This window comes from Burkholderia anthina (assembly GCF_902498995.1).
GTDB lineage: Bacteria > Pseudomonadota > Gammaproteobacteria > Burkholderiales > Burkholderiaceae > Burkholderia > Burkholderia anthina.
The window spans coordinates 87,005-113,459 of sequence record NZ_CABVLY010000011.1; the positions used below are offsets into that span (position 1 = coordinate 87,005).

28 protein-coding genes and 2 pseudogenes are annotated in these 26,455 nt (G+C 68.7%); 8 read left to right on the top strand and 22 right to left on the bottom strand.

The genetic code is table 11. The annotated features are described in order from the left end of the window. Positions 1-9 precede the first annotated feature (9 nt). Positions 10-798, top strand: coding sequence for an ABC transporter substrate-binding protein (locus tag BME24068_RS16165; RefSeq protein WP_174926648.1), 789 nt, complete (start codon positions 10-12; stop codon positions 796-798). 108 nt (positions 799-906) lie between these two features. Here BME24068_RS16165 and BME24068_RS16170 read toward each other — a convergent pair whose 3' ends face one another. The 4 genes from BME24068_RS16170 to BME24068_RS16185 form a co-directional block, all read right to left on the bottom strand. Beyond that, positions 907-1,569: an ankyrin repeat domain-containing protein gene (locus tag BME24068_RS16170; RefSeq protein WP_174926649.1), complete on the bottom strand. Its 663-nt coding sequence runs from the start codon at positions 1,567-1,569 to the stop codon at positions 907-909. Positions 1,570-1,662: 93 nt separating this feature from the next. Next, on the bottom strand, positions 1,663-2,832 hold the full coding sequence (ampC, locus tag BME24068_RS16175) for a class C beta-lactamase (RefSeq protein WP_174926650.1): 1,170 nt from the start codon (positions 2,830-2,832) through the stop codon (positions 1,663-1,665). Between the two features lie 180 nt (positions 2,833-3,012). Further along, a complete protein-coding gene (locus BME24068_RS16180) occupies positions 3,013-3,825 on the bottom strand; it encodes an alpha/beta fold hydrolase (RefSeq protein ID WP_174926651.1) in 813 nt (270 codons plus the stop codon). A 97-nt stretch (positions 3,826-3,922) separates the two neighbouring features. Then, the gene (locus tag BME24068_RS16185; protein WP_096508595.1) at positions 3,923-4,366 is read right to left on the bottom strand and encodes a hypothetical protein; all 444 of its coding nucleotides are present in this window, start codon (positions 4,364-4,366) and stop codon (positions 3,923-3,925) included. A gap of 264 nt (positions 4,367-4,630) precedes the next feature. On the opposite strand from BME24068_RS16185, the gene BME24068_RS16190 reads away from it, so the two are divergent. Then, positions 4,631-4,846, top strand: a complete 216-nt coding sequence (locus BME24068_RS16190; RefSeq protein WP_174926597.1) for a hypothetical protein — start codon at positions 4,631-4,633, stop codon at positions 4,844-4,846. A gap of 159 nt (positions 4,847-5,005) precedes the next feature. Here the strand turns inward: BME24068_RS16190 and BME24068_RS16195 are convergent, their stop codons facing one another. Both BME24068_RS16195 and BME24068_RS16200 read right to left on the bottom strand, forming a co-directional pair. After that, positions 5,006-6,193, bottom strand: coding sequence for a YncE family protein (locus tag BME24068_RS16195; protein WP_174926652.1), 1,188 nt, complete (start codon positions 6,191-6,193; stop codon positions 5,006-5,008). 209 nt (positions 6,194-6,402) lie between these two features. Further along, a complete protein-coding gene (locus BME24068_RS16200; protein ID WP_174926653.1) occupies positions 6,403-7,353 on the bottom strand; it encodes a LysR family transcriptional regulator in 951 nt (316 codons plus the stop codon). A gap of 150 nt (positions 7,354-7,503) precedes the next feature. Here BME24068_RS16200 and BME24068_RS16205 point away from each other — a divergent pair, with 150 nt between their 5' ends. Further along, positions 7,504-8,814: an MFS transporter gene (locus BME24068_RS16205; protein WP_174926654.1), complete on the top strand. Its 1,311-nt coding sequence runs from the start codon at positions 7,504-7,506 to the stop codon at positions 8,812-8,814. 39 nt (positions 8,815-8,853) lie between these two features. Continuing rightward, positions 8,854-9,783: an agmatinase gene (locus BME24068_RS16210; protein WP_174926655.1), complete on the top strand. Its 930-nt coding sequence runs from the start codon at positions 8,854-8,856 to the stop codon at positions 9,781-9,783. Between the two features lie 141 nt (positions 9,784-9,924). On the opposite strand, the gene BME24068_RS16215 is transcribed toward BME24068_RS16210, so the two are convergent. Continuing rightward, positions 9,925-11,103, bottom strand: a complete 1,179-nt coding sequence (locus BME24068_RS16215; RefSeq protein WP_174926656.1) for a multidrug effflux MFS transporter — start codon at positions 11,101-11,103, stop codon at positions 9,925-9,927. Positions 11,104-11,241: 138 nt separating this feature from the next. Here BME24068_RS16215 and BME24068_RS16220 point away from each other — a divergent pair, with 138 nt between their 5' ends. Next, positions 11,242-12,111, top strand: a complete 870-nt coding sequence (locus BME24068_RS16220; RefSeq protein WP_096508620.1) for a LysR family transcriptional regulator — start codon at positions 11,242-11,244, stop codon at positions 12,109-12,111. Between the two features lie 223 nt (positions 12,112-12,334). Then, positions 12,335-12,565 carry a hypothetical protein gene (locus BME24068_RS16225; RefSeq protein ID WP_338138556.1) on the top strand — a complete coding sequence of 77 codons (231 nt, stop codon included), beginning with the start codon at positions 12,335-12,337 and terminating at the stop codon, positions 12,563-12,565. 17 nt (positions 12,566-12,582) lie between these two features. Here BME24068_RS16225 and BME24068_RS16230 read toward each other — a convergent pair. From BME24068_RS16230 to BME24068_RS16280, 12 genes and pseudogenes are all read right to left on the bottom strand, one after another. Then, positions 12,583-12,714, bottom strand: a pseudogene (locus tag BME24068_RS16230) (LysR family transcriptional regulator); the annotation flags it as partial. Next, positions 12,708-12,794 (bottom strand): annotated as a pseudogene (locus BME24068_RS35515) (LysR family transcriptional regulator); the annotation flags it as partial. The pseudogenes BME24068_RS35515 and BME24068_RS16230, both read right to left, overlap by 7 nt. Positions 12,795-12,862: 68 nt before the next feature. Beyond that, positions 12,863-13,288, bottom strand: a complete 426-nt coding sequence (locus BME24068_RS16235) for a sugar ABC transporter ATPase (protein ID WP_174926657.1) — start codon at positions 13,286-13,288, stop codon at positions 12,863-12,865. Positions 13,289-13,633: 345 nt separating this feature from the next. Next, positions 13,634-14,200, bottom strand: a complete 567-nt coding sequence (locus BME24068_RS16240; RefSeq protein WP_174926658.1) for an SLOG cluster 4 domain-containing protein — start codon at positions 14,198-14,200, stop codon at positions 13,634-13,636. Between the two features lie 81 nt (positions 14,201-14,281). Continuing rightward, the gene (locus BME24068_RS16245; RefSeq protein ID WP_174926659.1) at positions 14,282-15,529 is read right to left on the bottom strand and encodes an MFS transporter; all 1,248 of its coding nucleotides are present in this window, start codon (positions 15,527-15,529) and stop codon (positions 14,282-14,284) included. 261 nt (positions 15,530-15,790) lie between these two features. Continuing rightward, a complete protein-coding gene (locus BME24068_RS16250; protein WP_174926660.1) occupies positions 15,791-16,120 on the bottom strand; it encodes an H-NS histone family protein in 330 nt (109 codons plus the stop codon). Positions 16,121-16,455: 335 nt separating this feature from the next. Further along, positions 16,456-17,805: a reverse transcriptase family protein gene (locus BME24068_RS16255; RefSeq protein ID WP_239007686.1), complete on the bottom strand. Its 1,350-nt coding sequence runs from the start codon at positions 17,803-17,805 to the stop codon at positions 16,456-16,458. A 233-nt stretch (positions 17,806-18,038) separates the two neighbouring features. Next, on the bottom strand, positions 18,039-18,611 hold the full coding sequence (locus tag BME24068_RS16260) for a plasmid fertility inhibition factor family protein (protein WP_096508585.1): 573 nt from the start codon (positions 18,609-18,611) through the stop codon (positions 18,039-18,041). 165 nt (positions 18,612-18,776) lie between these two features. Next, positions 18,777-19,721, bottom strand: a complete 945-nt coding sequence (locus tag BME24068_RS16265) for a dTDP-4-dehydrorhamnose reductase family protein (protein ID WP_174926661.1) — start codon at positions 19,719-19,721, stop codon at positions 18,777-18,779. Between the two features lie 162 nt (positions 19,722-19,883). Further along, positions 19,884-20,297 (bottom strand): DoxX family protein, encoded by a 414-nt coding sequence (locus tag BME24068_RS16270; protein WP_096508583.1) that lies wholly within the window; start codon positions 20,295-20,297, stop codon positions 19,884-19,886. A 319-nt stretch (positions 20,298-20,616) separates the two neighbouring features. Next, positions 20,617-21,600, bottom strand: coding sequence for a lysozyme inhibitor LprI family protein (locus tag BME24068_RS16275; RefSeq protein ID WP_174926662.1), 984 nt, complete (start codon positions 21,598-21,600; stop codon positions 20,617-20,619). 636 nt (positions 21,601-22,236) lie between these two features. Beyond that, a complete protein-coding gene (locus BME24068_RS16280; RefSeq protein WP_174926663.1) occupies positions 22,237-23,121 on the bottom strand; it encodes a LysR family transcriptional regulator in 885 nt (294 codons plus the stop codon). A 128-nt stretch (positions 23,122-23,249) separates the two neighbouring features. Here BME24068_RS16280 and BME24068_RS16285 point away from each other — a divergent pair, with 128 nt between their 5' ends. Next, positions 23,250-23,975: a pirin family protein gene (locus tag BME24068_RS16285; RefSeq protein WP_174926664.1), complete on the top strand. Its 726-nt coding sequence runs from the start codon at positions 23,250-23,252 to the stop codon at positions 23,973-23,975. Positions 23,976-24,036: 61 nt separating this feature from the next. Then, entirely contained in the window at positions 24,037-24,639 is a 603-nt protein-coding gene (gene wrbA, locus BME24068_RS16290) for an NAD(P)H:quinone oxidoreductase (RefSeq protein WP_096508578.1), read from the top strand. A 145-nt stretch (positions 24,640-24,784) separates the two neighbouring features. Here wrbA and BME24068_RS16295 read toward each other — a convergent pair whose 3' ends face one another. The 3 genes from BME24068_RS16295 to BME24068_RS16305 form a co-directional block, all read right to left on the bottom strand. After that, the gene (locus BME24068_RS16295) at positions 24,785-25,090 is read right to left on the bottom strand and encodes a hypothetical protein (protein WP_174926665.1); all 306 of its coding nucleotides are present in this window, start codon (positions 25,088-25,090) and stop codon (positions 24,785-24,787) included. A 226-nt stretch (positions 25,091-25,316) separates the two neighbouring features. Beyond that, entirely contained in the window at positions 25,317-26,051 is a 735-nt protein-coding gene (locus tag BME24068_RS16300) for an LrgB family protein (protein ID WP_174926666.1), read from the bottom strand. Continuing rightward, positions 26,048-26,419: a CidA/LrgA family protein gene (locus BME24068_RS16305; RefSeq protein WP_096508618.1), complete on the bottom strand. Its 372-nt coding sequence runs from the start codon at positions 26,417-26,419 to the stop codon at positions 26,048-26,050. Before BME24068_RS16305 ends, BME24068_RS16300 begins: the two co-directional genes overlap by 4 nt. Positions 26,420-26,455: the final 36 nt, after the last annotated feature.

Here is a 26,455-nt window from a genome sequence, read left to right on the forward strand (position 1 = left end):
AGCCTGATCATGAAGAACAAGACGCGCATCACGATACTGCTGTCCGCGGCCGCGATGGCCTTCGCGACGCTCGCTTCGGCGAAGGAATGGACGACGATCCGCATCGGCGTCGACCCCACCTACCCGCCGTTCGAATCGACCGCGACCGACGGCAGCGTCAAAGGATTCGACATCGATCTCGGCAACGCGCTGTGCGCGAAGCTCAACGCGAAATGCGTATGGGTGTCGAGCAGCTTCGACGGGCTGATTCCGGGGCTGCAGGCGCGCAAGTTCGACGTGATCCTGTCGTCGATGGCCGCGACCGAACAGCGCCGTCAGCAGATCGGCTTCACCGATCGCCTGTACCGCAACCAGACGCGGCTGATCGCGCGCACCGGCTCGGGGCTGCTGCCCGAGGCGGCGAAGCTCGCCGGCAAGCGCGTCGCGGTCGAGCAGGGGACGATCCAGGAAACCTATGCGCGCGAGAAATGGTCGGCGGCGAAGGTCGAGGTGGTGCCGTACCCGAGCTACGACCAGGCGTATGCGGACCTCGTGACCGGGCGCGTCGACGGCGTGCTGATGGATGCGGTGCAGGGCCAGCTCGGCTTCCTGTCGACGCCGCGCGGCAAGGGCTTTTCGTTCGCAGGCGGCGTCGTGTTCGACCCGAAGATCATGGGCAACGGCGACGCGGCCGGCGTGCGCAAGGCGGACACCGACCTGCGCGACGCACTGAACCGCGCGATCGCGCAGATCCGCGGCGACGGCACGTACGACAAGATCCAGTCGAAGTATTTCGACTTCGACATGTACGGGAACTGAGCGGCCCTTCAGCGGCACCCGGCCGGGCGAGTTCACGCCGCCCCGGCGCACCGGCCGGCGACGGTGCCGCTGTCGCCGCCGGCATCGATCAGCGGGCTACCCGACCCATCATACGAATCCCTCTTCGACCAGCGTACAGCCGTTCGCCGTGATCGCGTGCCGCTGCCCCGAGCCGCCGGCCACCCGGCTCCAGCTTGTGGAAACGAGCGTCGTTGCATCGCCGTCCGCCTGCAGCACATAGCCGAACCCGCCGTACATGCCCGGCACCGCGAACCACATGCGCGGCGCTTGCGCGTCGAATTCGAGCAGCGGTTCGAGTTCGGGCAAGCGTAGCGCATCGACGCGCAGGTGCGCGATGCGGCCGGCGATCATCGCGTGGAAATGGCGCTGGATGTGCGTCAGCGCGTCGTGCGGCACGCTGCGCTTCGGCTGCGGCGTCAGCAGGTCGACGAGCGCGCGATGGCCGCGCGCGACGGCGATATCGACCGGTCGCCGGCCCTGCGCATCGCGCAGCATGCGCCATGCGCCGAGCCGCAGCAGTTCGGCGACGACCGTCGGCGCCGCACCGCCGTACGCGGCCTGGTGCAGCGGCGCATGGAGCGACGTGCCGCCCGGCCGCGTCGCGTTGACGAGATCAGGCGCGCGCGCGGCGAGCGCCAGCATCGTCGCCCAGTCGCCGTTCCGTGCCGCGTCGGCCAGCGCGTGCCGGTTCGCGACGTGTGCGGCGTCGAGCACGTCGGCGCCGATGACTCCATCCCATACGAGACTCAAGCGATTGCCCTCCGTCGACCGGCGTCGCGTACGTCGCGCACCGGATAGCCCGCCCATCATAAGCACTTCCGCCCCGGGCGGGCACGACGGACGTTACGGCTTGCCGGTCACGGATTCGACGATCCGGTATGCCGTCTTCACGCGATCCGCGATCGGAAAGCTGCGGTTCGCGAGCATCACGATCGCGACGCGCTTCGCGGGAACGAACGCGACATACGTGCTGAAGCCGTTGGTCGAACCCGTCTTGTTGATCCACACGTCCTGGCGCGGCGCGAGCGGCGGCTCGAGTCGGGTCGCGGGCGTCGCGTCGAGCAGCATCGCCGGCGCGTTGCCGTCGAGCAGCGTCGGCAGCGCGACCGGATACGGATACTGTTCCCAGATCAGGTCCTGCGTCAGCGGCCCCGCACGGAAATAACCGGTATGCGTGCGTTCGAGCGCGCGCTGCAGCGGCGGCGGCGTCTCGACGAGCCCCATGTTCGCCTGCACGAAGCGCAACAGGTCGGCCGCCGTCGTCCTGACGCCGTACGCCGGCTGCCACAGCATGCCGCCCGTCATCCGGATCGGTTTGCCGTCCTGCGTATAACCCTGCGCGTAGTCGGCCCGGCGTGCGGCGGGCACGTCGATATACGTATGCATCATCCCGAGCGCGGGGAACAGTTGCTGCTCCATCAGCACGGAGAAATCGCGATTCATCGCCTTCGCGGTGAGCCGCCCGAGCATCCCGATCGCGACGTTCGAGTACGTGCGGCGCGTGCCCGGCGTGTATGCGGGCCGCCACGCGTCGAGATAGCGCATCAGTCCCGCATCGTCGCGCACGCTGTCGGGCACCTGCAGCGGCATGCCGCCCGGCGTGTGCGTGCCGAGCTCGAGCAGCGTCACGCCGCCGAACGGCTTGCCCTGCAGCGCGGGCAGATACTTGCCGGCCGGGTCCGACAGCGACAGCTCGCCGCGCGCCTGCGCATCGGACGCGAGCGTCGCGGTCAGCGTCTTGCTGACGGAGCCGATCTCGAACAGCGTGTCGCCGGTCACGGGCTTGCCCGTTTGCGTCGACATCACGCCGTAGTCGAACACGTACGGCTTGCCGTCGGCGACGATGCCGATCGCCATGCCGGGAATGGCGTACTGCTTCATCAGCGGCGCGACGTTGCGCGTCACGATGTCGTGAATGTCGTCCTGCGTGGCGGCGGCCGCGCGGCCGGCCGTGGTGGCGGCGCACGCGGCGACGAACAGCGTCGCGGCGATGCGTATCGCGTCGAATCGCATGGTTGCGGTTCCTTCGATGTCGGTGGTTTGCGTGGGCGCCGGGCCCGATGCGCCGCGCGGCGATGGCGGCGGGCCCGGCGAAGCAGGACTATCCGCCGCCGGCCGCGCGCCAACAATCGATGAATTTTTGCGCGAGCATAAAGAAAATCTTATGCAGCGAGTGCGTCGGCTTGCCGAACGTCAGCCCGGCAAGCGATCGAGGAAGGCGAGCATCGCGGCGTTGAACAGCGCGGGCCGCTGCAGCGGCGCGAAATGGCTGACGCCCGGCAGGATCGTCAGCGTCGCGCCCGGAATCGTGCGCGCAAGATACGCCGCGTGCTCGACGCGGATGAATTCATCGTGCTCGCCCTGCACGATCGCGACCGGCACGGCGATCGCCGCGAGATCGGCCGCGCTGTAATCCGGTTGCGTGCGCATCATTTCGCTGACGGCCGCGACGAAGGCGTCGAACTGTTCGGGCGTCGCGGACAGTCGTGCGTAGTCCTTCCGGTGCCGCGCGAAGCAGCGCTCGATCAACGGACTCGGCACCCTCTCCTTCGTGCCGCCCGGATCCATGTTGCACGCGAAGAAGAACACCCCGGCCGCACGATCCGGCGCGCGAGCCGCCAGCACGAGCGCGATGCACGCACCGTCGCTCCAGCCGGCGAAGCGTGCGCGGCCGATGTGCAGCGCGTCGAGCACCGCGAGCACGTCCGAGGCCATGCGGTCGTACGAATAGGGATGGTCGTCGCGCGTGCTGCGGCCGTGACCGCGGCTGTCGATCACGATCGCGCGATAGCCGGCCGCGAGCAGCGCCGGCACCTGGTTGCCCCAGTTGCCGCCGTGGCCGAGGCCGCCGTGCAGCAGCACGACCGGCGGGCCCTGGCCGAACGACGCGTGCCAGATGCGCGCGCCATCATGGTCCAGCCATCCTGCGGTGTCGGCCGGCGGCAGCGGCGTGCCGCCCTGCGTGTCGAAGCGGATGAGGTCGTCGTCGGTGAATGGCGCATTCATCGTGCTGCCGTCCTGTCGCGGGGAGACGAGCTTCCGATTGTAATGCGCGTCGCGCGCGATCATCCCGCGCCGGCACATGCGGCGCGGCGGCGGCCCGTCAGGCCTGCGTCGACACCAGGCCGCCCGAGGTCGAGCCGCCCGTCTGCTCGATCGCCTGCGTGAGTTGCGCGATCGCCGTCGACAGCGCGGCCGAGATCGAACTGGCTTCCGCGCTCAGCGACTGCTGCTCGATCGCGGCGGCCGGATCGTTCTTCGCGCGCTGCCCGGCATTCGCCATCTGCTGCTGCAGCTGCGCGAGCTGTTTCTGCAAGCGCTCGATGAGCTGCTTCAACTGCGCGACAGCAGGATCCACCGCCGACGATCCCGACGCGCCCGGCGTCTGGCCCGCGGCGTCGGACGACGCGGCGCCGCTCGTCGGCGAGGACGCCGAGGCAGAGGCCGTCGAGGTGGAGGTAGACGTCGAGGCCGCGCCGGACGGGCTGGCGGTCGTATTGCCGGTGGTCAGCGGGGTCTGCGCGGCTGAAGAGAGATCGATCTGCATCGTGTCGGTCCGTCGTGGGTCTGCGATTCGTATCGGTTGCTCGGGAATACCTTCCAATCGGTTTACGGCATTCGTCCGATGTAACTTTAGCGACGCCGATTTTCCCGAAGGGGCCAGATTGGCGCTCCGGTCGCGCTGGTAAAATCGCCGGCTGGTCTGCTGGCGCCACACGTCGGCAGCTCCCCGCAGCGCCGCACGGCACGTTCGTATCGGCGCCCGCCCGGTCGAGCACAAGCGCCAGCTCGTCCAGCGCCGGCACGTCGCGTGCCTTGGCGCTCGCGTCGACGCGACGAAGCAACGGCCGCGCCGCGCACACGCTTCATCACGCATCTCGAGGTACTCACGATGGCCCGCATCGGCGCCTTCTGCCTGACGACGTGGCTCGCCGCCGCGATTCTCTATTTCGGCCAGCACTCGGTCGCGATGATCGCGCTCAGCGGCGTGGTCGTGTTCGGCGGATTCGACTTGCTGCGTCCGTAACGGCCAGCGGCGGCACGCCGGCGCCCGATCGGCTCGCCGCGGCCTCGCTCGACCACACGCGCCGCCACACGCCCCCGCGCCCCGTTCGTCACCGCAGGCCCGCTCTCGCACGCACGAACCGGAACGACGCGCATGCCGTTCCGGCTCATGCGCGGCCCGTCACCGCGGCAACGTCCGCAACGACGACGGCCCGCCCGACAGCGCGATGCGCTTGCCCGTATCGCGCAGCTTGCCGCCTTCCACCGCATACAGCGCGAGCTGCCGCTCGACGTTGAACTGCACGATCACGTGCTTGCTGTCCGCCGTGAACACGATCCCCTGCGCGGCCTCGCCGCCGGGCACTTCGCTCGTCTGCACCGCATGGCCGTCGCGGATCTCGAACAGCACCACCTTGCCGCGCGCGTGGCGGCCCGGGTTGTCGGGCGTCAGGTTCGAGCCGTCCATCGCCTGCACGGCGATCCACTTCCCGTTCGGCGAGATCGCGACGCCTTCCGGCAACGACGGCACCGTCAGGTACTGGACCGTGCGGAACGGCACGTGCGATACGTCGATCAGCGCGATCGAATCGGCGTCGCCCGCAAGCGTGCCCGTGTAGCCCGGCAGCCCCGCGAGCCCGACGTTGCTGACCACCGCCCAGCGGTTGTCGCTCGACACGTCGATCGTGTAAGGCGCGACGCCCGTGCTCAGCCGCGTACCGCTGTCGGTCACCTTGCCGTCGTCGACGTTCAGCACCGCGACGCCCTGCTCGTCGCGCAACGACACGAGCGCATGCTTGCCGTCGTGCGTGAAGCTGATCCCGGCGAGCCGCTTCTTGCCGATCTTCAGGTTGCCGTCGAGCGTGACGTGCGCCCCGTCGATCCGCAGGATCGACACGCTGCCGTCGACGTTCGCGACGAGCGCGAGCCGGCCCGCGCGGTCGATCGCGATGCCTTGCGGATGCGTGCCGAGTTCGATGCGCGTGACGGCCGGCGGCGACGCGTCGAGATTCACGACCTGCAGGAACGTGTCGTACACGAGCTGCTTCGCGCCCGGGTCGTAGCGCGTCGGCGCGCCGACCAGCGCCACTTTCGCGTCGGGCGCGATCGCGACGGCCTGCGGTGGCCCCTGGATGCCGTTCTCGACGTCGACCTGAAACGCGACCTTCGGCGGGAAGACGCTCGCGTCGAGCAGCGTCAGCGTATCGGCGGGCGGCGACGCGAGATAGGTGTCGCGCCCTTCGACGCGCTGGTATTTGCCGTCGTTGCCGGACACGATCCAGTCGGCCGCCTGCGCGGCGAAGGCGGTCGTGGCGAGCGTCAGCGCGGCGAGCAGGCGGGCGCGGCGCAGGCGGAAAGGGTTCGAATGCATGACGGTCGGTTCTCCGGATCGGTTGCGGACGCAAGGAATGGCACGACCCTGCTGCTCGACGGGCCGATGCAGTCGCATGATGCACGAAAGCGCGCGAAGCCGGCGTGACGTACGCGGTTCGCGCCGCCGCGCCCGGGCGACGTCGCCGGACGGAGAGACGCCGCGCGCCGGAACGGGCCACGCCGCATGCGTCGCTCGCGAAGCGGGAATCAGGACTGCGCAGCCCCGCGCCGGGTACTGCGGCACCGGCGCGTCATGTCGGCCTGAAGGCGCTTCGCCTGGCTTTCGAGGATCCGGCAGAACGCTTCGGTCAGCGCGCTCCCCGGCCGCAGCGACGGGCGCAGCATCGCGATCCGGCGCGGCGGAATCGTGTCGATCGGCACGAACGCGAGGCCCGTCGCATCGATCGACGCGGCCGTCAGGCTATCGACGATCGCGCGGCGCCCGGCCAGCTGCACCATCCGGCACGCGAGCGCCGAGCTCGACACGCGCGCCTGGATCACGTGCCGGTTCTCGGTTGCCGACAGCAGCGCCTCGAGCGCCGGGATGTCTTCCAGCGCATCGACGCTCGTCAGCCCGCCTTCCTCGAGATCGGCGAGCGTCACCGTGCGCCGTGCGGCCAGCGGATCGTCGGTGCGCATCGCACACACGATCGTCGAATCGAGCAGGTGCTGCTCGGTGACGTTGCGCATCGCGCGAAACGGCGCGCAGATGCCGAGATCCATCTGCTGGCTCTCGACCAGATCGAGCATCCGTTCCGCATTCTCGATCGCGACCTCGACGAACACCTTCGGATATTTCGCCTGGAACACCGTGATCGCCTCGGGCAGCAACCGCTCCGTCACCGCCGGATACGCGCAAATGCCGAGACGGCCGAGCGTGCCGGCGCGCAGCCCGTCGGCCAGTTCGTTGAGCGCGTGCAGGCTCGCATTGGTCCGCTCGGTCTGCTCGAACAGCAGGATCGCTTCGGCGGTCGGCAGCAAGCGGCCCTTTTCGCGCTTGAATAGTTCGACGCCGAGGCTCTCCTCGAGCAGCTTCAGCTGCTTGGTCACCGCCGGCTGCGAGATGTGCAGATTGCGCGCGGCCGCCGTCAGCGTGCGGCACCGGACCACTTCGTACAGCAACTCCACCTGGTGATAGTTGAGCGTTCGCCTTGCCATGTCCTCTCCTTCAGACGCTTCGCCATCGCGAGAGCATAACCCACGGTTATGGACTCCGGTCCGACAATGTATTGGCGGAACAGCGCGGAATTCGCTGAAATCACGCCTTTGAACACAAGAGCGGCGGATCCGCGCAGTCAGGGGACAACGATGCAGACAAGATCGAACTCAGGGGCGCAAAAGCCCACGAAATTCCGGTGGTTCATGGTGTTTCTCGCGTTCCTCGCGATCGTCACCAACTACATGGACCGCGCGAACCTCGCGGTCGCGCTGCCGTACATGAATACGGAGCTGCACCTGTCGTCCGCTGAATCGGGTCTGATCCTCGGCGCCTTCTTCTGGACCTACGCGGCGTGCCAGATCCCGGCCGGGATGCTGGTCGACAAGTTCGGCGCGAAGCTCGTGTTCGCGGGCGCGGTCGTCTGGTGGTCGGCCTTCACAATGGCGACGAGCCTCGCGCGCGGCGGCGCATCGCTGCTCGGCCTGCGCTTTCTGCTCGGCGTCGGCGAGGCCGGGGCCTTCCCGTCCGCAACCAAATTCGTCGAGCGCTGGTTTCCGCCGACCGAACGCGGCCTCGCGTCCGGCATCTACGACTGCGGCGCACGCGGCGGCACGCTGATCGCGCTGCCGATCTGCACCGCGATCATCACCGCATACGGCTGGCGCGCATCGTTCATCTTCACCGGCGTGATCGGGCTCGTGTGGGTCGTCGTGTGGCTGTGCGTCGCGAGCGAGTTTCCGTCGCAGAACCGCTTCGTCAACGATGCCGAAGCGAAGCATGTCGGGCAGGACACCCCCACCGGGAAGCGTGCGCCGGTCCGCATCAAATGGGGCGAGCTGTTCACGTCGCGCGTGGTGTGGGCGATGTCGCTCGGCTTCGCGTGCCAGGGCTACGTCGTCTATTTCTTCATCACGTGGTACCCGACCTACCTCGTGAAGGAACGCGGCTTCAGCCTGCTGCAGCTCGGCTTCTACGGGATCCTGCCGGGTCTCGCGGGCCTGGTCGGCTCGTGGGTCGGCGGCTGGATCTCCGACCGCATCGCCGCTAGCCGCTACGGACTGAATGTCGCGCGCAAGGTCTGCATCGTCGTCGGGATGGCGCTGAGCGCGACGATCGGCCTCGCCGGGCTCGCGACGCAGGCATGGCTCGCGCTGCTGCTCCTGTCGATCGCGTTCTTCGGCGTATCGGTCGCGACGTCGAGCATTCTCGCGCTGCCGGCCGACGTGTCCGCACGCGGCGAGCGCTCGGTGGCCGGCACGGTCGCCGGCTTCCAGAACTGCATCTCCAACCTCGCGGGCATCGCGAGCCCGGCCGTGATCGGGCTGCTGAAGGACGCGACCGGCTCGTTCACGCCGGGCCTGATCTCGGCGTCGATCATGGCGATCATCGGCTGCCTGATCTACATCTTCATGCTGGGCCCGATCCGCGACGACGTGCTCGAACACGTCATCGCCGACTGACGGCCGCACGATTACCCGCGACCACTTCACGAGGACAACATGCTTTGCGATTCACCGAAGGTACCGTTTCTTGCCCAGGGTATCGAGCCGGATACGGACAAGGTCCGCGCCACGTTCGCGGTGCTCGGCGCGCCTTACGGCGTGCCGTACGGCCCGGCGCTGCTGCATTGCGACGCGTCGAACGCACCTGACCGCGTGCGCGAGCGCAGCTTCCGCTACGGGCGGCAGGTCGCGCACTACGACTTCGACCTGCAAGGCACGCTGTTCGGCGATACCGACGCGACCTGCGTCGACTGCGGCAACCTGCCCGGCACGCTCGACGTCGCGCGCAACGCGGCGGCCGTGACCGCCGCGGTCGCGTCGCTGCTGGCGCGCGGCGCGATCCCGATCGTGCTCGGCGGCGACGATTCGATTCCGGCGCTGTGCGTGCGCGCATTCGCGGAACACGGGCCGGTGAACGTGCTGCAGTTCGACGCACACCTCGATTTCCGCGACGAAGTGAACGGCGAGCGGCATGGCTATTCGAGCCCGATCCGGCGCATCCGCGAGATGCCGTTCGTGAACCGGATCGTCCAGGTGGGGCTGCGCGGCAGCGGCAGCGCGCGGGCGAGCGACGTCGACGACGCGCTGCGCTCGGGCAACGTGCTGGTTCCGGCGGACGTCGTGCACGACGAAGGCATCGCGGCCGTCACGCGGCACCTGACCGACGATGCGCCGTGGTTCGTGACCGTCGACATCGACGGCCTCGATCCGGCCATTGCACCAGGCGTCGTCGCGCCGCTGCCGGGCGGGCTGTCGTTCCATCAGACGCGCGGAATCCTGCGCCACCTGTGCGCCCATGCGCGGCTCGCGGGGATCGACATCGTCGAATATCACCCGGCGCTCGACGTGCGCGAGATGACCGCGCTGACGATCGTGCGGTTGCTGACCAACGTGATCGGCACCAGCGCGCGGCGACTCGCGCGATAAGCGTCGCGGCCTCCGGCACGCCGGTCACTGCGATCGGAACGATCGCCGTCATCGCCCGCCGACGGCGTGCCAACTTCCCCGCCCTTGCCGTCATTACGGGGCAACTCGACACCGCGCCCGGCCCGGCTTCCCGCTTCCGCATCACACCGGATCGACCGAACCCGCGACCGGCGACCGCGACACGCACGCCGCCAGCGCGACGAGCGACAGCACGAGAATCGACACCGTCAGCACCGTCCGGCCGGTGCCGGCCATCGTGCTGACGCCCGTCGCGACCAGCGCCGCGCTGCCGATCTGGCAGAAGCCCACGAGCCCCGACGCGGTCGCCGCATGACCGTGCCGGCCCGCCACCGCACCGGATACGGCCAGCGACAGCGACGAACCGTTCGCGAGACTGACGATGCACATCGGCACGACGATCGCCCCGACGCCCGTGATCCCGCACGCGCCCGCGATGCCGAACGCCACGCCGCCGAGCACGAAACACGCGATACCGGCCGCGACGATGCGATCGTACGGCCAGCGGTCCAGCAGACGCTTCGCCGCGATGTTCGCGACGATGATGCCGGCCGTCAGCGGCAGGTAGAGCCAGCCGCGGCGCGCCTCGTCCAGCCCCGCCGCCGCAAACAGGAACGGCGATTGCGTCAGGTACACGAACCACGCGCAGTAGATCGCACACACCACCGCCGTATAGCGGCGGAACGCGGCATCGCGCAGTACGCGGCCGAACCCGGCGAACGGCGACGTGCGGGCACGGGCATGCGCGGGGCGGGTTTCCGGCAGCAACGCGAGCGTACTCGCGAGCGCGGCACCGCCGAATGCCGCGACGAACACGAAATCGGCGCGCCAGCCGGCCCACGCGGCGAGATGCCCGCCGATCGCGGGCGCGAGCGCCGGCGACAGCGAAACCAGCGGATAGACCACCGCATAGACCTTCGCGGACACGCGCGTGTCGCAGGTGTCCGCGATCACGGCGCGGCCGATCACGAGCCCCGCCGCGGCGCCGGCCGCTTCCACCATGCGCCAGACGACGAACGCCGCGAAACTGCCGGCCGACGCGCAGCCGAGCGAGCCGCCGATGTAGATCAGGATGCCGGCCACCAGCACCGGCTTGCGGCCGTAACGATCGGACAGCGGCCCGTAAGCCAGCTGCGCGACGGCCAGCACGAGCAGGTACGCGGACACGGTCTGCGGCATCCGCCAGCCGGCAACGCCGAAATCGGCGGCCATGCCCGGCATCGCGGGCAGGTAGACGTCCGACGCGACGAGGCCGAATGCGCTCAGCATCGCGACGACGAGAATCAGGGAAAGACGCGGCATGACAAGGCTCCTCGCACGCCGGCCCGGCCGGCGCGCATGTGATTGAACTCAGGCGCCGCATGGTAGAGATCGGCCGGGCATGTGAAAATGCACGAAATCGCACGCCTCACCTGCAAATTCGCATCACTTCGGCACGACATGAACTGGGACGACGTTCGCATTTTTCTCGCCGCGCATCGCGCCGGCACCCTGCGCGGCGCGGCCGAGCAACTGGGCATCGACCAGACGACGGTCGGGCGACGCCTCGGCGCGTTCGAGCGCACGCTGGGCAGCCGGCTGTTCCTGCGCACCACCGGCGGACTCGTGCTGACCGACAGCGGCCGGCAGGTGCTCGACACCGCCGAGGGCATGGAACGGCTGGCCGTGTCGTTCGAGCGGCGCAGCGAAGGCGCCGACGCGCGCGTGGCCGGCGACGTGCGCGTGACCACGACCGATGCGCTCGCGGTCGACTTCGTCGTGCCGGCGATCGAGCGCCTGCAGCAACGCCATCCCGACGTGCGCGTGCTCCTGAGCACCACGACGCGCGTCCTCGACCTCGCGCGCCGCGAGGCCGACATCGCGGTGCGCACGACGCGCCCCGACCCGCCCGACCTGATCGTGCGGCTGCTCGCGCGCTGGGACGTCGGGCTGTATGCGACGCGGCGCTATCTCGAGCGCTTCGGCGAGCCGCGCCCCGGCAGCCGCTTCGCGGGCCACGACATCGCGCGCTACCAGCCGGGCGTCACGCAACGGCAGCACGACACGCTCGCCGGCGAATCGGCCGCCGACGGACGCATCGTGGCCGAACTCGATTCGAGCCTGATGCTGGCCACGTTCGTGCGCGCCGGCCTCGCGCTCGGCGAGCTGCCAACGTACCTCGCGCGGCGCGATCCGGAACTGGTGCGCGTCTGGCCCGGACGGCAGCGCGCGCAACCGTACGAGACGTGGCTCGTACTCCATCAGGATCTTGCCCGCACGGCGCGGGTGCGCGTCGTCGTCGACGCGCTCGTCGAGACGTTCGCGCACTGACGCGCGCGCCGCGACGCCACCCCGGTATGACACGCAATGGCGGGCTGCCGCGCCGGATGTCACCACTCGTCGGAACGGGCCGCAGGCCAGGCCAAGACATGGCCCGGCCATCGGGCGCGACGACGGACTTCATCAACGGATTGCAGTGGTCGGGGTACAAGCGCTTCGACTGGCGCGTCGTCGGCGAGTCGGCGAGTCGGCGTGTGCGGATTCGCGGAGCCGCGTGCTCGCGACCGGCGAACCGAGCCTGTCGATCCCGTGCGATGCGAAGCGCCGCTACGGCGGCATGCTCGACGACGGGATGCTGATGGCGCTGCCGCCTGCGGCGCTCGGGCAGGCGATCACGGGAATGGAAGCGCCGGCGAAAAACGGGCTGCGCGATCCGTTCGCGCAATATGGCATCCAGCAGGACGTGCGCACGGGCATGGCAGCGCGCTACCCGAGGCAGACCTGAGCCGCGTTCGCGCGGCATCAGCCGCCGAGCGTCTCCTTCAGGAAATTGACGCAGGCACGCACCTTCGCGGATTGCGCGAGCCGCGCCGGATACACGGCCCACACGTTCGCCGGCTGCGTGACGCCCGGCAGCACGCGCTGCAGGCGTCCGTGACCGCCACGCGGCGCGTCGACCGGTGCAGCAAGCGGATGCCGAGGCTCGTCTCGAGCATCGCGACCCGCTTGCTCACGTCAGAGGAACGGGTCGGAATGCGCGACGGCGACTTGTCCCGCCCGCGTCGTGTTGCGGGCGGCCCGGTTACTCCGCCGGCATCCGCACGTCGCCATCCACGCGCAACGTGCGCTTGCCGCGCGCGACATCGTATTCGACCGTCTGCGCCGGCGTCACCGAACCGTAGGACACGCCGTTCACGTAGACGGTGCCGGCCTTCAGCTCGACCCTGTCCCCGTTGACCGTCGCGGTGCCGTGTTCGCCCTGCAGGACCGCGCCCGCGCAACCCTGGCGGGAAAAACTGCGGACCGACGAACCGGATATGCCGGCGGCCCCGCCCTGACCGGGCAACGCAAACGACGGGATCGCGGGCGTCGGCGCGCTCGATGCGCTCGATGCGCGACATGGCGCGGTGTCGCCGCTATCGGCGGCGCGGGCGGCCTGCTGCGTGAATAGCAAGGCGACGCCGGATGTGGCGAGCAATGCGATCGTCATGGGTTGCAGTCGGTTCATGTCGATCTCCATCGTTGCTCGATCGGGTTGAACGTTCCGAGTATGCGCCCATTCCGCCAGCGACGGCCATCCGAACGAATACCCGTCGCAGCCACTGCGGCGGGTATTCCGAACCCGTACCCGCGTCGGAGCCGACCACCCCGTCGTACGTGGCGCCGACGACCGGATCGCCGGCCCCGATGATGTGCCGTCGTCCCATTGCGCGGCCTCGCTCGTGAGCTCGGGCGCCGCACTCGGCCACACCGTTTCGTGATCGGATGAACAATGATCCAGGGCGTCGTGACCGTCGGCGCGCCGCCGCTCGGCCGCACGATAACGAAAGCGCACGGCCGCCGCGCAACGCGACTATCGCGGCGCGGGCTCCGCGCGCGAAGGCGCCGGCGCGAACGTGGCTTCGATGAACCGGATCACGTCATCGAGCGACGACGTGCACATAGCGCCCGGCGCGAGTTCCCGGAACGCACCGTCCGGGCCGAAACAAACGAGCGGCTTGCGCCAGCGCCGCGCAAGCGCGATTTCCTCGGCCGTCCCGTGGCCGCCGGGCAACGCGACGATCAGGTCGCTGCTCAGCACGTTCACGTAGTTGCGGTTGATCGTGTGCGGATCGGCGCCCGGTTCGCGGCGCGGCAGCGGCGTGAGGATCGGGATCTCGACGAACGGATGCGGATAGCCGTCGAGCGGCACGAAGCCCGCGTGCGGATCGGCTTGCGTCGGCAGGATGCCGATCGAGCGCCCGGCGCGCGCCGGCACGGCGGCGAACGCCCGCGCGACCGCGAGCATCACGCCCTGCCCGCCGCCCGTCAGCAGATTGAAACCGGTGTGCGCGAGCCACGCGCCGAGCGGCTCCGAATACGCGAGCCACGGTTCCTTGCCCGAGCCCATCACGCCGATCGTCAGGTTGTCGCGTTGCATCGTGAATTCCGGTGGAGGTCGTTAAATTGTCTTGAGTGGCATCGACGCGTTGCGCTGCGCCGCACCGTGCTGCACATGCCGCTATTCGAGTTCGACGCCCTTGAGTTCGGGAATCAGGAACAGCGTCGCGACCATGTCGAGCACGTAGAGACCGGCGAGCAACGCGATCGCCGTCTGGAACGAGTAGTGCGCGGCCAGCGCGCCGACCGCGACCGGCCCGAACCCGCCGATCGCGCGGCCGATATTCCACAGCACGTTCTGCGCGGTCGCGCGCGCGGCCGTCGGATAGCCTTCGGACATCAGCGTCCCGTATCCGCCAACCATCCCGTTGACGAACATCCCCATCAGCGCGCCGGCCCACAGCATCGTCGTCGGATCGGACAGCCGCGCATACGCGATGACCGTCACGACCGCGCCGAGCTGGTACAGCAGGAACGTCGGCTTGCGCCCGATGCGATCGGCGAGCTGCCCGAACACCCACACGCCGACCATCATTCCGATCACGGTCGCCGCCGTCCACAGCCCCGACTTCGTCAGCGAGAAGCCCATCTGCTTCGACAGGAAGGTCGGCAGCCAGATCATGATCCCGTAGTAGCCGAAGTTCTGGACCGCGCAAAGGATCACGATGCCGGCGCTCGTGCGCGCGGTGCGGCCGTCGGCGACGAGCATCCGGAACGTGTTGACGCGCGGCTGCGTCGCGCGCTGCACGAACACGTCCGGCTCGTGCAGCCGGTTGCGCAGCACCCACGCCAGCAGCGCGGGCAGCACACCGACCACGAACATCCCGCGCCAGCCGATATGGAGCAGCAGAAGCGGCGTCAGCAGCGCGGCGAGCAGCACGCCGGCCTGCCAGCCGAGCGCGACGTAGCACGACACGCGCGCCCGCTTGCTCGCCGGCCACGCTTCCGCGGCGAGCGCCATGCCGATCCCGAACTCGCCGCCGAGGCCGATGCCCGCGATGGTCCGGTAGACGAGCAGGTCGCCGAAGCCCTGCGCGAACGCGCAGAGGCCGGTGAAGATCGCGAACAGCAGGATCGTCCAGGTCAGCACGCGCACGCGTCCGTAGCGATCGCTCAGGGCACCGAACAGAATGCCGCCGGCGACCGCGCCGATCAGCGTCCACGTGACCAGCGCGCCGCCCTGCCCGGGCGTCAGTTGCAGCGCCGCGGTGATCGCGGGCAGCATGAAGCCGAGGATCAGCAGGTCGAAGCCGTCCATCGCATAGCCGATCGCCGAGCCGGCCAGCGCCTTCCACGCGTAAGCGCCGACCTGTTCCCCGCGCGGCGCCGCCGGATCGCCGAGCGCCGAAGATTTCATGTTTGCTGCCATGGTGTTGTGCCGGAAATGTCCGGGCGACATTCTAAGGCCAGTTGCCGCGCGTGACGGACCGGTGAACGGACGCGGGCGGAAAAGCACCGCGTCCCGCTTTCCGGAGCGGGAAGCGGGACGCGAAAAGTAACCGGTTTGAAAGACGGAACGAACGACGCCGCGCTTGCGCGGGCCATCGAAAGGACGGGACGGTGACGCTTGGCCGGAATCCCCGCCGGCGCGCGTCGAACGGCGCCGGCGCGACGCCGGCGCCGTGCTGAATCAGCCCTGGTCGTCCCCGGGCCACCAGGTTTTGGCCTCGCGGTCGACGAGCAGCGAGCCGAGATCCCTGCCTTCGAGCCATTTCGGCTTCGGGCCGCGGCCCGACCACGAGCGTCCCGTCGTCGGGTCGTAATACTTCGCGGGCGACTTGCGTTTTCGCTGAACGATATAGCCGAGGGCGCTCAGCACTTCCTGCTGCGAGATCCCCAACAGCTCGACCTGTTCCTTGAATGCCGCGAGCGCGGCCTGTTTCTCCTTCTGTTTGGCTTCCGACAGCTTGATGTTCAGGTCCCGAAGTTGTGCTTCGAGTTCCTGCAGGGCCTGGGTCATGTACACATCCTCTTTGGGTATGTTTTTATTCAAAAAACGTCCGATAGCCGAACCTATCATGAAGTTCCGCCAATCAGTGTTGCGATATGTGAATCGTTTGCCCGGAATCTGAAAGGCTTTCGAAGTTTGCCGAGGGCAAATGCGAGCGTCGAAAGCCGGACCGATCCGGCGCGCAACACGTGGTGCACTGCACGCGAACGTTTGACGAACCGTGGGCGACGACCTCCGCGCCGCCAGGCGCCGCACCCTGCTCGGGCGCGACATGGCGCGAATGATAGCAGCGCGCAAGCATCGCGTTTGCAGACTTTTTCGATTCGGCCCGCGCGCGCGGCGATTTACGCGCCCGGGCTGCACGTATCCCACGTTATCCGGTCGAACAGCGCCTGCAGCTTCGCGCCGCGCGCGGGGTTCAGCGCGGCGGCGTGCGCGACCCGCCCGGCCAGGTGTGCGCGAAAGTCCGTGTGAGCCGCACGATTCTGCGATGCCGGCCCGTGACGGATGCAGTTGGTCAGGATGGCTTTCAGCAGATCGAACGCATCGCGCGCGAGGTTCGGGTGACGGTTGACCACGACGCCGGCCAGTTGCTGCCGCGTGCCGCGCCGCATCACGCGCGTCTTGCGCAACTGCAGCGCGAAGCCTTCGTCGAGCGCGATCGCGGCGACCCGGCGCTCCAGCCGTTCGGCGTCGCGCGCGAGAACATCGCCACCCGAGAACGCAAGATCGTCCGCATAGCGCGTGTAGGTCGCACCGAGCGAACGCGCGAGCGCGGCGAGCCGCATGTCGAAGCGAAACGCGCACAGGTTCGCCAGCGCCGGCGACGTCGGCGCGCCCTGCGGCAGATGCCGGTAACGGTAGCGCTGACGGGCGGCCCAGTCGAACCGGTCGCGCAGGTCGGGCGCGAGCAGCCGCGCCGACGGCACGCGGTTGGTACACAGCGCGGTCAGCGTCCGCGCGACGTCGACCGGGTAGCCGAGCGTGTCGAACAGCGCATGGACCCGCGCCGCCCGCACCGACACGAAGAAATCCGCGAGATCGAAACGCACGACGACGTCGCGATCCGCATGCGGCGCGGCGAACGACACGATCCCGCGCGCCTTGCGAAAGCCGTGCGCCGCATCGTGCGGCGGAACGCGATCGAGCAGCCCGTGCAGGATTCGCCGCTGCGCTTCGCGCAGCCGCCCCTTCGGCATTTCGATCAGCCGGCAGCCGCCGCTGCGCTTGTCGTATCCCGTGTACGTGTAGTGATGCAGCGGCGTGTCGGCGCTACGCGCGTCGACGCGCCAGCGATCGGACAGCCAGTCGAGCTCGGCCGTGCTCACGCCGAGCCACTCGGCAAGATCGCCGCACGTCGGCCAGAGCGGCACGTCGCAGCCGGCGAGCCGGGGCGGCAACGGCCGCTGCACCGGCGGCCGCCGCACGACGCGAATCACGACCGGCCGATGCGGGCCGTACCACGCGTTCAGGAACGCCGGCGCGTCGGCCAGCATGCCGGCGAGCCGGTCGGTATCGACGTCGGCCCACTGCGCGCCGAAGCGTGCCAGCGCGTCGTCCGACACGTCGTGTGCCCATGGCGGCGCGGCGCCGAGCACGGCCGCGATCCGGTCGACGACGCCGCCGCGTTCCGGCGCACCGGCCAGCATCGCTTCGGCAATCGTGCGGACGGTGTCGAACAGGGACGCGTGCATGAGGAAGAATGGGCGGGACGATGAGTCAACGTGACAGGTGCTGCGAGAGCAGTCTTTGCGCAACGCGCAAATTGCGCTCTTGCGACGCATCGGCGTGTCGATCTCATCCACGGGGTAGCCCCGTAGTCCTGGAACATCGGCTGCCTGTTCCGGGGGTGTGCTTGACCCACCGCCCCGCGACGCGACTTTACTGGCCGCGAACGCGGAGTGTCAATTCGAGGGACGCGCGCCGCTCATGCGCGCCGGGAAAAAAGCTCACTGAACGCGATCGGCGACACGCCGACGCCGGCCAGGTTGTTCAGCATCATCGCCCAGGTTGCTTCGTCGACGCAGACCGGAAACGATCGCACGCGATTCGCGAGCAGCCAGTAGGTACGCGTCATGCCGTCGCTCATCGCGACTTCGTAGCCGCTGCCCTCCAGCCAGTAGCCGACCGGCGGCAGCGTGACCGGCTCGAGGCGGCCGGCCCTGAACGCGGCGGCGGCCGTCGAGAACTTGCGATCGAGCGGCATGATGCGGCGCGGCACGCAATCCTGCGAATCGAGCCGGGGAAAGGCCGGGCTCGTGCCGAGCCACAGCGCGTAGAACCGGTCGGCATCGAGATGCACGACGTAGCGTTCCGTTGCGCCGGGCGTCGCGGCCAGATAGCAGTCGGCCTGGCCGGGAACGGGCACGCGCCAGGTCGCGCGCCTGGCGCTCAGGTCGACCAGCTCGCATGCCTGCGGGCGCGGCTGAATGGGCGATGGTCGGCTGGCATCGCGCAGGTCGCGCGCGCGATCGAGTCCGATACGAAGACGTGTCAGCATGGGCCCTCTCTTTCTCTCTTGATTTGTTCGAATGAGTCAGGGCATCGGCGAACCGGTCCGGCGCCCTGACGCTCCCCGGCACTCGGGAACCCGCGCAGTGTATCGCCTTTCCGTGCACGCACGATGACCGGGGGCGCCGTGCTGCAGCCCCCCGGCGCGCCGGCTTTACGGCAGCGGCGGCGCGTTGCGCAGCACGGCTTGCAGCGCGGTGTCGAACGGCGTCGTCCAGTCGATCCCGAGCGCGCACACCCGCGATGCATCCAGATGGCAGTCGTACGGACGCGGCGTCGCGTCGGCCGGCTGGTCGATCGGCGCGAGCGATGCGTCGATGCCGAACGCGGCCGCGATCCGCCGCGCGATGTCGTACTTCGTCATCGGTTCTTCGGCGGACCAGTGACGGATGCCCGTGACGGACGCGCCCGCGAGATGCCGCAGCGTCAGGTCGCGGATGACCTGCGCGACGTCCGGCGTGTAGGTCGGGTAGCGGATCGCCCACGCGTCCATGCCGACTGCCGGTGCGCCCGGCCGCGCTGACGCGACGATCGCCGGCACGAGGCTCGTGACGGCCGACTCGCTCCAGTCGACGATCGGGCCGTACAGCAACGGCAGGCGCAGCACGCAGGAAAGCGGCGACGCGGCGAGCAAAGCCGCTTCGCCTTCCAGCTTCGTGCGGCCGTAGATGTTCAGCGGGTTCGGCGTCGCGTCTTCGCGGTAAGGCGCGGCCTTGCCGTCGAATACGTAGTCGGTGGAAATGCCGAGCGTCCACGCGCCGTAGCGGGCGGCGAGCGCACCGATGCGGGCCGGGGCGTCGACGTTGATCGCGCGGGCGCCCGCCGGATCGCGTTCGCAGACGTCGGGGCGGCGTTCGGCGGCGCAGACGATCACGGCGGCCGGCCGGCGCGTGTCGAACAGATGCTCGAGGGCCGGCTGGTCGAGAACATCGAGCGTGACGACGTTGTCCGGCGGCAATGCGACGCGGGCAGCGCCTGCGCGTTGCGGATTCCGGATCGTCGCGATCAGGTCGAGCGACGATTCGCGCGACAGCGACGCGGCGACTGCGCGGCCGAGCAGGCCGGCGGCGCCGATGAGGAAGATGGTCGGGTGCGGCACGATAGTCGGCGATGAACGGGAAACACGGGGGTTCCAATCTATACGGGAACCGGCAACCGATGTCGAGTGCCGCCGGACGTCGACGACGCGCCCGCCATGAAAAAACCCGGTGCGCGATTAAGCGCACCGGGCCCGTCATGCCGCACGAACAGCCGTGCTATCTCACTTCCGGTCGAGCGAATACCGCCCCGGCCCGGTCACCGCGAGCAACAGCAGCCCGCCGATGATGCTGATGTTCTTGTAGAAGTTGATCATCGCCACGTACTGGTCCATCCCCTGCAGTTGCCAGTAGCGATGCCCGATCAGCGCGGTCGCGAGCGTATAGGCCGCGAACAGCAGCGCGAGCGGACGCGTGTAGAAGCCGATCGCGATCAGCGCGCCGCCGACCAGCTCGATCGCCACCGCGATCACCGCCGACAGCTCCGGCGACGGCGAACCCGTCGACGCCATGTACGCGACCGTACCCGAGAAGCCGGCCAGCTTCTGCCAGCCGAACAGCACGAACAGGATCATCAGCAACACGCGGGCTGCCAGCAGCAGCTCGTCCTTCTTCGACTCCAGCGAAACGTAACGCATAGCACTCACCTTGAATTGACGGTTTGACGCATCCGCTGCCGGCGTCCGCCTGGACGGCGAACCAATGAATCGGCAACGAACCACTCCTCGCGCAATCGGACCACGGGCCGGTCGGCCCGCCGCCGAAGAATCCGCCCCTGCCGCGCCGTCGTGGCGCGCTCCGGATCGGTTCTGGCGAAGCACGGGTGCAGTCTACTGTCTCACCGTAAATCATCAATCCGTCAAAACAAGATTCGCTGTCTCGATTAAGTAGACAATTGTCACGTAACAAACGCGTCATGAAGGGCCGACACGCGTGCCGGCCCGGCGTCCCATCGCATCACATCATGTCGATCGGAAGCGTCTTGTCGAGATTGTCGTGCCACGCGCGAATGGTCTTCGGCACGGTTTTTTTCCACGTCGGCACGCTGGTGTAATAGCGCATCCGCACGTTGTCATGCGCATCGAACACGAGCAGCCCGATCCACAGATCGGCGCCGCGGCGCATCACGATCGCCGCGTTCGTCGTCGCGATGCCGCGCACCCAGTACGACTGCACGCTGGCGTTCAGGCCGTCGAGATCCTTGTCTTGAGCGCCGTAATTGATCGTGTCGACGAGCGTCTGATAGTCGGCGCCGAGCAGTTTGTGCGCGATCGCGTTCTGCTTCGCATCGGCCAGCACCTTCAGCGTCACGAGGTCGGCGGGCGCCTTGCTCTGCGCCTTCGCTGCGGTCACGTAGTCGCCGCCATACACGACGCCCGCACCGGCGCCGCAATCGGCATCGTCGCCGTGTTGCACGACCTGCACGCGCGCGCCCTTGCGGCTGAAATCGAGTCGGCATTGCTCGTGGCGGAACGTGCCGCTGTCGCCGTGCAACGAGATATCGCCGCCGAGCTCGCCGGTGTTCGCGCCGTTGTTGCCGCTCAGTTCGAAATGAAGACGCGGCGCGGTGCCGGTGAACGTCAGCGCGCCGCCGAATGACGGATTGTCGCTGTCGCGATACCACGTCTGCTGCCACCGGTCGGCCGCGAGCGGCGTGCCGTTCAGGCTCGCGAGCCGCTCTCGATAGCGATCGCCGACGCACGCGGCGTCGCCGCCGCACTGGTCGCGCTGCTTGAGCCATTTCCGTTGCGCGGTTTTCAGCACAGCCGTATCGCCGCCTTTGGTCAGCGCCGCCTTCCAGGCCGCCGCCAACTGGCCGTCGAGCTTCGACAGGCCGGCGTCCGCGCAGATCGCCTTCTCGGTCGGCGAAGCGGCTTTCGCGCAGTCGAAGCCGGCGGCATGCGCGATCGGCGACGAGATCTTCAGGACTGCAAATATCATGGCGGATCGCAAGATCGCGTTGCGCACCTGCCGGCCGCGAAGCGCGGCTTGCCCTCGCGCGCCGGCGCGAGCATTCGATCGGTTCTGGATTGTCATGGCCTGGATCGTCGCTGGGTCGCGGCCCCGTAAAAACGTCGTGTCCGCAACGTTCGAGGTAAAAGTGCCCGACGCGGCATGCGCGGCATGTCACGCCCGCCGAAGCGTAACCCGAACCGGCCGCGCCATCCACACCGATCACGCGCACGATGCCTTTGCCCCGCCTGCTCGCACGATGACGGCAACTCGCGCGAAGGCCGGCAGCGCCGTGTCTTGCGAGCCTTTCGCGCGGGCAGCCCACTTGCCTGGTCGTCAGCTTCGCTTCGAAGCCGTCGGACCGGCCATGCATGACCCTGGTCCGACGTGCACTCACGCGGCGCCAGCACATCGCGGCCAGAAGTGCACCTTGACCCATACCGCATCGAGCGTCGTGTGTGCGTGATCGACGGGATCGCCGCTCACGATGCGAAGATGATCCGACCGATTCCCCGCGTCGCTCGACGATCTCCGCAGATCCCGCGGAGTTGACGCCCCTGTTCGCCGCACGCCTGTTCCACAACCGTCGCCGGCCCTCGCCGCCCCGCACCACCCCCGCGCCGGCTATCCGCGCGCGTCCAGCCGCTCCGCGAGAAACCCGATGAACGTGCGCAGCGTGACGAACCCTTCCCGATGCTGCGGAAACACCGCGTTCAGCGTGATCGGCGACGGCGCATACGCGTCGAGCACCGGCACCAGCGCGCCGCTGTCGATCGACGCGCCGACGATGAAATGCGGCAGCAGCGCGATGCCGAGCCCGGCGATCGCCGCATCGCGCACGACTTCGCCGTTGTTCGCGACGAGCGGGCCCTGCACGTCGAACGTGCGCGCCGCGCCGTCGACCCGGAATTCCCAGCCGACGCGCCGTTCGCGCCCGTACATCAGGCACGTGTGGCCGGCCAGCTCGGCGGGCGTCGCGGGCGTGCCCTGCCGCTTCAGGTAGCCGGGACTCGCGCACGCGATCATCTTCCACGCGCCGAGCGGACGCGCGATCAGCGTCGAATCCTCGAGCGTGCCGATCCGCAGCACGAGATCGAAACCTTCGCCGATCAGGTCGACGCGCCGGTCGGTCAGGTCGAGGTTCAGCCGCACGGCCGGATGCGCGGACAGGAATTCGGCGATCAGCGGCGACAGGTGCGTGATCCCGAACGACAGCGGCGCGCTGATCTTCAGCGAGCCGTGCAGCTCGGTGCTGCGCACCGACATCGCCTGCTCGGCATCGGCGACCTCGGCGAGGATCCGCTGCGCGCGCGCATAGAACTCCTGCCCCGATTCCGTGACCGCGAGATTGCGCGTGTTGCGATGCAGCAAACGCACGCCGAGCGCGGCCTCGAGCGCCATCGTGCGCCGGCTCACGAACTGCTTGGACAGCATCAGCTGGTCGGCCGCGGCCGTGAAGCTGCCCGCATCGACCGTCGCGACGAAAATCCTCAGGTCGTTGAGTTCCATATTGTCCACCTTAAAGAGACAGTCATTATCTCTTCAGCCATTTATTTGTTAAATAGATTGACCTAAGATTCATCTCAACGAACGGCCGGGCCCACTTCCGAGGTCCGGCGGACATCCAGGACAACATCATGATCGAGACTCGTGCAGCAAACCAACGTGGCCGTGCCGAGCATGGCTGGCTCAGCTCCCGTCACACGTTTTCTTTCGCAAACTACTACGACCCGCAGCAAGTCGGCTTCTCCGACCTGCTGGTGATCAACGACGACCGCGTCGCGCCGGGCCGCGGCTTCGGCACGCACCCGCACCGCGACATGGAAATCCTGTCGTACGTGCTCGACGGCGCGCTGGAGCACAAGGATTCGATGGGCACCGGGTCGGTGATCGTGCCGGGCGACGTCCAGCTGATGAGCGCGGGCACCGGCGTGCGTCACAGCGAGTTCAACCACTCGCACGAAACGCCCGTCCACTTCCTGCAGATCTGGGTCGGGCCGGTTGAAAAGGGGGCCGCGCCGCGTTATCAGCAGACCAATGTCGCGGCGGCCGACAAGCGCGGCAAGCTCGCGCCGATCGTGTCGCCTGACGGCAACGGCGGCTCGCTGACGATCCGGCAGGACACGCGGATCTACGCAGGCCTGTTCGACGGCGACGAGCGCGCCACGCTCGAACTGGCACCGGACCGCTTCGCCTACGTGCACGTTGCACGCGGCAGCGTGACGGTCAACGGCGTGACGCTCGGCGAAGGCGACGGCGCACGCATCCGCGGCGAGCAGGCGCTGACGTTCGCCGACGGCAAGGATGCCGAAGTGCTGGTATTCGACCTGCGTCCGGTCGAAGTGACGGCCGAGTGGGCATAACGCCCGTTCGGAAAACCAGGCCCCGCTGAATGCGGGGCCTTCTTAATCGGAGATTCGCAACATGGCCAAGGTACTCGTCCTTTATTACTCGTCCTACGGGCACGTCGAAACGATGGCGCAGCACGTCGCCGAAGGCGCGCAATCGGTGCCCGGCGTCGAGGTCACGCTCAAGCGTGTGCCGGAAACCATCCCCGTCGACCAGGCGAAGGCGGCCGGCGTGAAGGTCGACCAGGCTGCACCGGTCGCCACGGTCGACGAACTCGCGAACTACGACGCGATCATCTTCGGCACGCCGACCCGCTTCGGCAACATGGCCGGCCAGATGCGCACGTTCCTCGACCAGACCGGCGGCCTGTGGATGAAGGGCGCGCTCGTCGGCAAGATCGGCAGCGTGTTCGCGTCGACCGGCACGCAGCACGGCGGCCAGGAAACGACGATCACGTCGTTCCACACGACGCTGCTGCATCACGGAATGGTGATCGCGGGCGTGCCGTACGCCTGCAGCGGGCTCGTCAACATGAACGAAATCACGGGCGGCACGCCGTACGGCGCGACCACGCTCGCAGGCGCGGACGGCAGCCGTCAGCCGAGCGCGAACGAACTCGATATCGCGCGTTACCAGGGCAAGCACGTCGCGGAACTCGCGGCGAAGCTCGCGTCGTAACGCGGGATGCCGCCTGCCCCGGAAAGCCCGGGGGCGGGCGGCGCGTCCGGCATGCGCGGGACGCGGATGAACGAACGGCGCCGGTCGAACCGGCGCCGTTTTTTCTTGCGCGACCGCTGGCCGATACCGGCCCGATACTGACCCGTTACTGGCCCGATGCCGGCGCGGCCGGCGCCGCCTTCGTCGCGGGCGCCTTCTGCACCGCGTTTTGCGGATAGTTGCTCTGGTCGTTGGTCAGCCGGTAGCCGCTGCCCGTGCCGATCGCCTTCAGGTCCTTCGCGTGGCGCGCGCGGGCCGCTTTGCGGGCCGCCTTCTTCTGCGCCTTGTCGAGCTGCTTCTGCGTCGGCGCGGACGCCGGATCCTGCGCGTATGCCGCCGGCGCGGCGGTCAACAGCAGACCGAACGACGCCGTTACTGCCACTGCCATCGAAACCACGCGAGACTTCGTCATGGCCGGATCTCCTTGTCGATTGTTGATTGTGGGTTGAACGCCCGCACGCACGCCATGGACGTCGGCGTGCGACGACGGCGCCGATGCAACGTTAGCCGATCGCTGCGCAAATGTCCGTGCGCGTTCCCGAATTCTCCCGATAACGGCTGCGATACATGCGCGGCCGGCGCCCGGCCGGCCGATGCCGCGCGCGCGCCATCAGGGAAACCGATAGCGTCGCGCGCGCTCACAGCCAGCGCGACAGCATCGGCAGCAGGATCGGCACGATGAACGCCGTCAGCACGCCGTTCAGCCCCATCCCGAGCCCGGCGAACGCGCCGGCCTCCTCGCTGACCTGGAACGCGCGCGCGGTGCCGATCCCGTGCGACGCGACGCCGAGCGCGAAGCCGCGCACGGCCGGCTCCTCGACGCGCAGCGCGTTGAGGATCCCGCGCGCGCATACCGCGCCGAAGACCCCGGTCGAGATCACCAGCACCGCGGTCAGCGACGGAATCCCGCCGATTTCCTGCGCGACGGCCATCGCGATCGGCGTAGTCGCGGATTTCGGCGCGAGCGACGCGATCGTCTGGTGCGATGCACCGAACAGCGCGGCGATGCCGACCGCCGATGCGATCGCGGTCAGCGAGCCCGCGAGCAGGCCGACGAGCAGCGGCACCGCCGCGCGGCGCAGCTTCGACCACTGGCGGTAGAGCGGCAACGCCAGCGCGACGGTCGCCGGGCCGAGCAGGAAGTGCACGAACTGCGCGCCTTCGAAATACGTCGGATACGGCGTATGCGTAAGCGTCAGCAACACGACGATCAGCGCGACCGCGATCAGCACCGGATTCGCGAGCGGATTAAAGCGCGCGCGGGCATAGACGGCCTGCGCGACGAGATACGCGATCAGCGTGATCGTCAGGCCGAGCAGCGGCGTCGCGGCGAGATAGACCCAGATCGCGCCGAGTTTCGGGAAGGCCGTCATTGCGTGCCCTCCGCCGCGGCATCCGCGCGCCGCTGGCGCCGCAGCAACGCGCGCGTGACGAGGGCGGTCACGGCGATCGCGAGCGACGTGCTCACCGCGAGCGCGACGACGACCGCGAGCGCATCGCCGCGCACGCGATCGGCCGACACCATGATGCCGACGCCGGCCGGCACGAACAGCAGCGACAGATGGCGCAGCAGCTCGAGCGCGGTCGGCTCGATCGCGTCGGCCACCTGCGGGCGCAGCATCACGAAACCGAACAGCAGCAGCATGCCGATGACGGGGCCCGGCACCGGCAGGCCGAACAGATAGGACACCCCTTCCCCGAGACACTGGAAGGTCAGCAAGACCGCGAATGCCTGCAACATGAACCGCTTCTCCCGAACGTGGCCGCGCGGGTCGGG

What these genes read in the sequence shown, in the direction of transcription:
- BME24068_RS16300 (WP_174926666.1), bottom strand. Translation starts at nt 26,051, where the DNA reads ATGACGGCCTTCCCGAAACTCGGCGCGATCTGGGTCTATCTCGCCGCG.
- BME24068_RS16275 (WP_174926662.1), bottom strand. Translation starts at nt 21,600, where the DNA reads ATGATATTTGCAGTCCTGAAGATCTCGTCGCCGATCGCGCATGCCGCC.
- BME24068_RS16305 (WP_096508618.1), bottom strand. Translation starts at nt 26,419, where the DNA reads ATGTTGCAGGCATTCGCGGTCTTGCTGACCTTCCAGTGTCTCGGGGAA.
- BME24068_RS16195 (WP_174926652.1), bottom strand. Translation starts at nt 6,193, where the DNA reads ATGCATTCGAACCCTTTCCGCCTGCGCCGCGCCCGCCTGCTCGCCGCG.
- BME24068_RS16280 (WP_174926663.1), bottom strand. Translation starts at nt 23,121, where the DNA reads ATGGAACTCAACGACCTGAGGATTTTCGTCGCGACGGTCGATGCGGGC.
- BME24068_RS16235 (WP_174926657.1), bottom strand. Translation starts at nt 13,288, where the DNA reads ATGAACCGACTGCAACCCATGACGATCGCATTGCTCGCCACATCCGGC.
- BME24068_RS16260 (WP_096508585.1), bottom strand. Translation starts at nt 18,611, where the DNA reads ATGCTGACACGTCTTCGTATCGGACTCGATCGCGCGCGCGACCTGCGC.
- BME24068_RS16250 (WP_174926660.1), bottom strand. Translation starts at nt 16,120, where the DNA reads ATGACCCAGGCCCTGCAGGAACTCGAAGCACAACTTCGGGACCTGAAC.
- BME24068_RS16270 (WP_096508583.1), bottom strand. Translation starts at nt 20,297, where the DNA reads ATGCGTTACGTTTCGCTGGAGTCGAAGAAGGACGAGCTGCTGCTGGCA.
- BME24068_RS16295 (WP_174926665.1), bottom strand. Translation starts at nt 25,090, where the DNA reads ATGACGAAGTCTCGCGTGGTTTCGATGGCAGTGGCAGTAACGGCGTCG.
- BME24068_RS16185 (WP_096508595.1), bottom strand. Translation starts at nt 4,366, where the DNA reads ATGCAGATCGATCTCTCTTCAGCCGCGCAGACCCCGCTGACCACCGGC.
- wrbA (WP_096508578.1), top strand. Translation starts at nt 24,037, where the DNA reads ATGGCCAAGGTACTCGTCCTTTATTACTCGTCCTACGGGCACGTCGAA.
- BME24068_RS16255 (WP_239007686.1), bottom strand. Translation starts at nt 17,805, where the DNA reads ATGCACGCGTCCCTGTTCGACACCGTCCGCACGATTGCCGAAGCGATG.
- ampC (WP_174926650.1), bottom strand. Translation starts at nt 2,832, where the DNA reads ATGCGATTCGACGCGATACGCATCGCCGCGACGCTGTTCGTCGCCGCG.
- BME24068_RS16215 (WP_174926656.1), bottom strand. Translation starts at nt 11,103, where the DNA reads ATGCCGCGTCTTTCCCTGATTCTCGTCGTCGCGATGCTGAGCGCATTC.
- BME24068_RS16205 (WP_174926654.1), top strand. Translation starts at nt 7,504, where the DNA reads ATGCAGACAAGATCGAACTCAGGGGCGCAAAAGCCCACGAAATTCCGG.
- BME24068_RS16200 (WP_174926653.1), bottom strand. Translation starts at nt 7,353, where the DNA reads ATGGCAAGGCGAACGCTCAACTATCACCAGGTGGAGTTGCTGTACGAA.
- BME24068_RS16240 (WP_174926658.1), bottom strand. Translation starts at nt 14,200, where the DNA reads ATGCAACGCGACAACCTGACGATCGGCGTGATGGGCTCGGGCAAGGAA.
- BME24068_RS16245 (WP_174926659.1), bottom strand. Translation starts at nt 15,529, where the DNA reads ATGGCAGCAAACATGAAATCTTCGGCGCTCGGCGATCCGGCGGCGCCG.
- BME24068_RS16165 (WP_174926648.1), top strand. Translation starts at nt 10, where the DNA reads ATGAAGAACAAGACGCGCATCACGATACTGCTGTCCGCGGCCGCGATG.
- BME24068_RS16180 (WP_174926651.1), bottom strand. Translation starts at nt 3,825, where the DNA reads ATGAATGCGCCATTCACCGACGACGACCTCATCCGCTTCGACACGCAG.
- BME24068_RS16210 (WP_174926655.1), top strand. Translation starts at nt 8,854, where the DNA reads ATGCTTTGCGATTCACCGAAGGTACCGTTTCTTGCCCAGGGTATCGAG.
- BME24068_RS16220 (WP_096508620.1), top strand. Translation starts at nt 11,242, where the DNA reads ATGAACTGGGACGACGTTCGCATTTTTCTCGCCGCGCATCGCGCCGGC.
- BME24068_RS16285 (WP_174926664.1), top strand. Translation starts at nt 23,250, where the DNA reads ATGATCGAGACTCGTGCAGCAAACCAACGTGGCCGTGCCGAGCATGGC.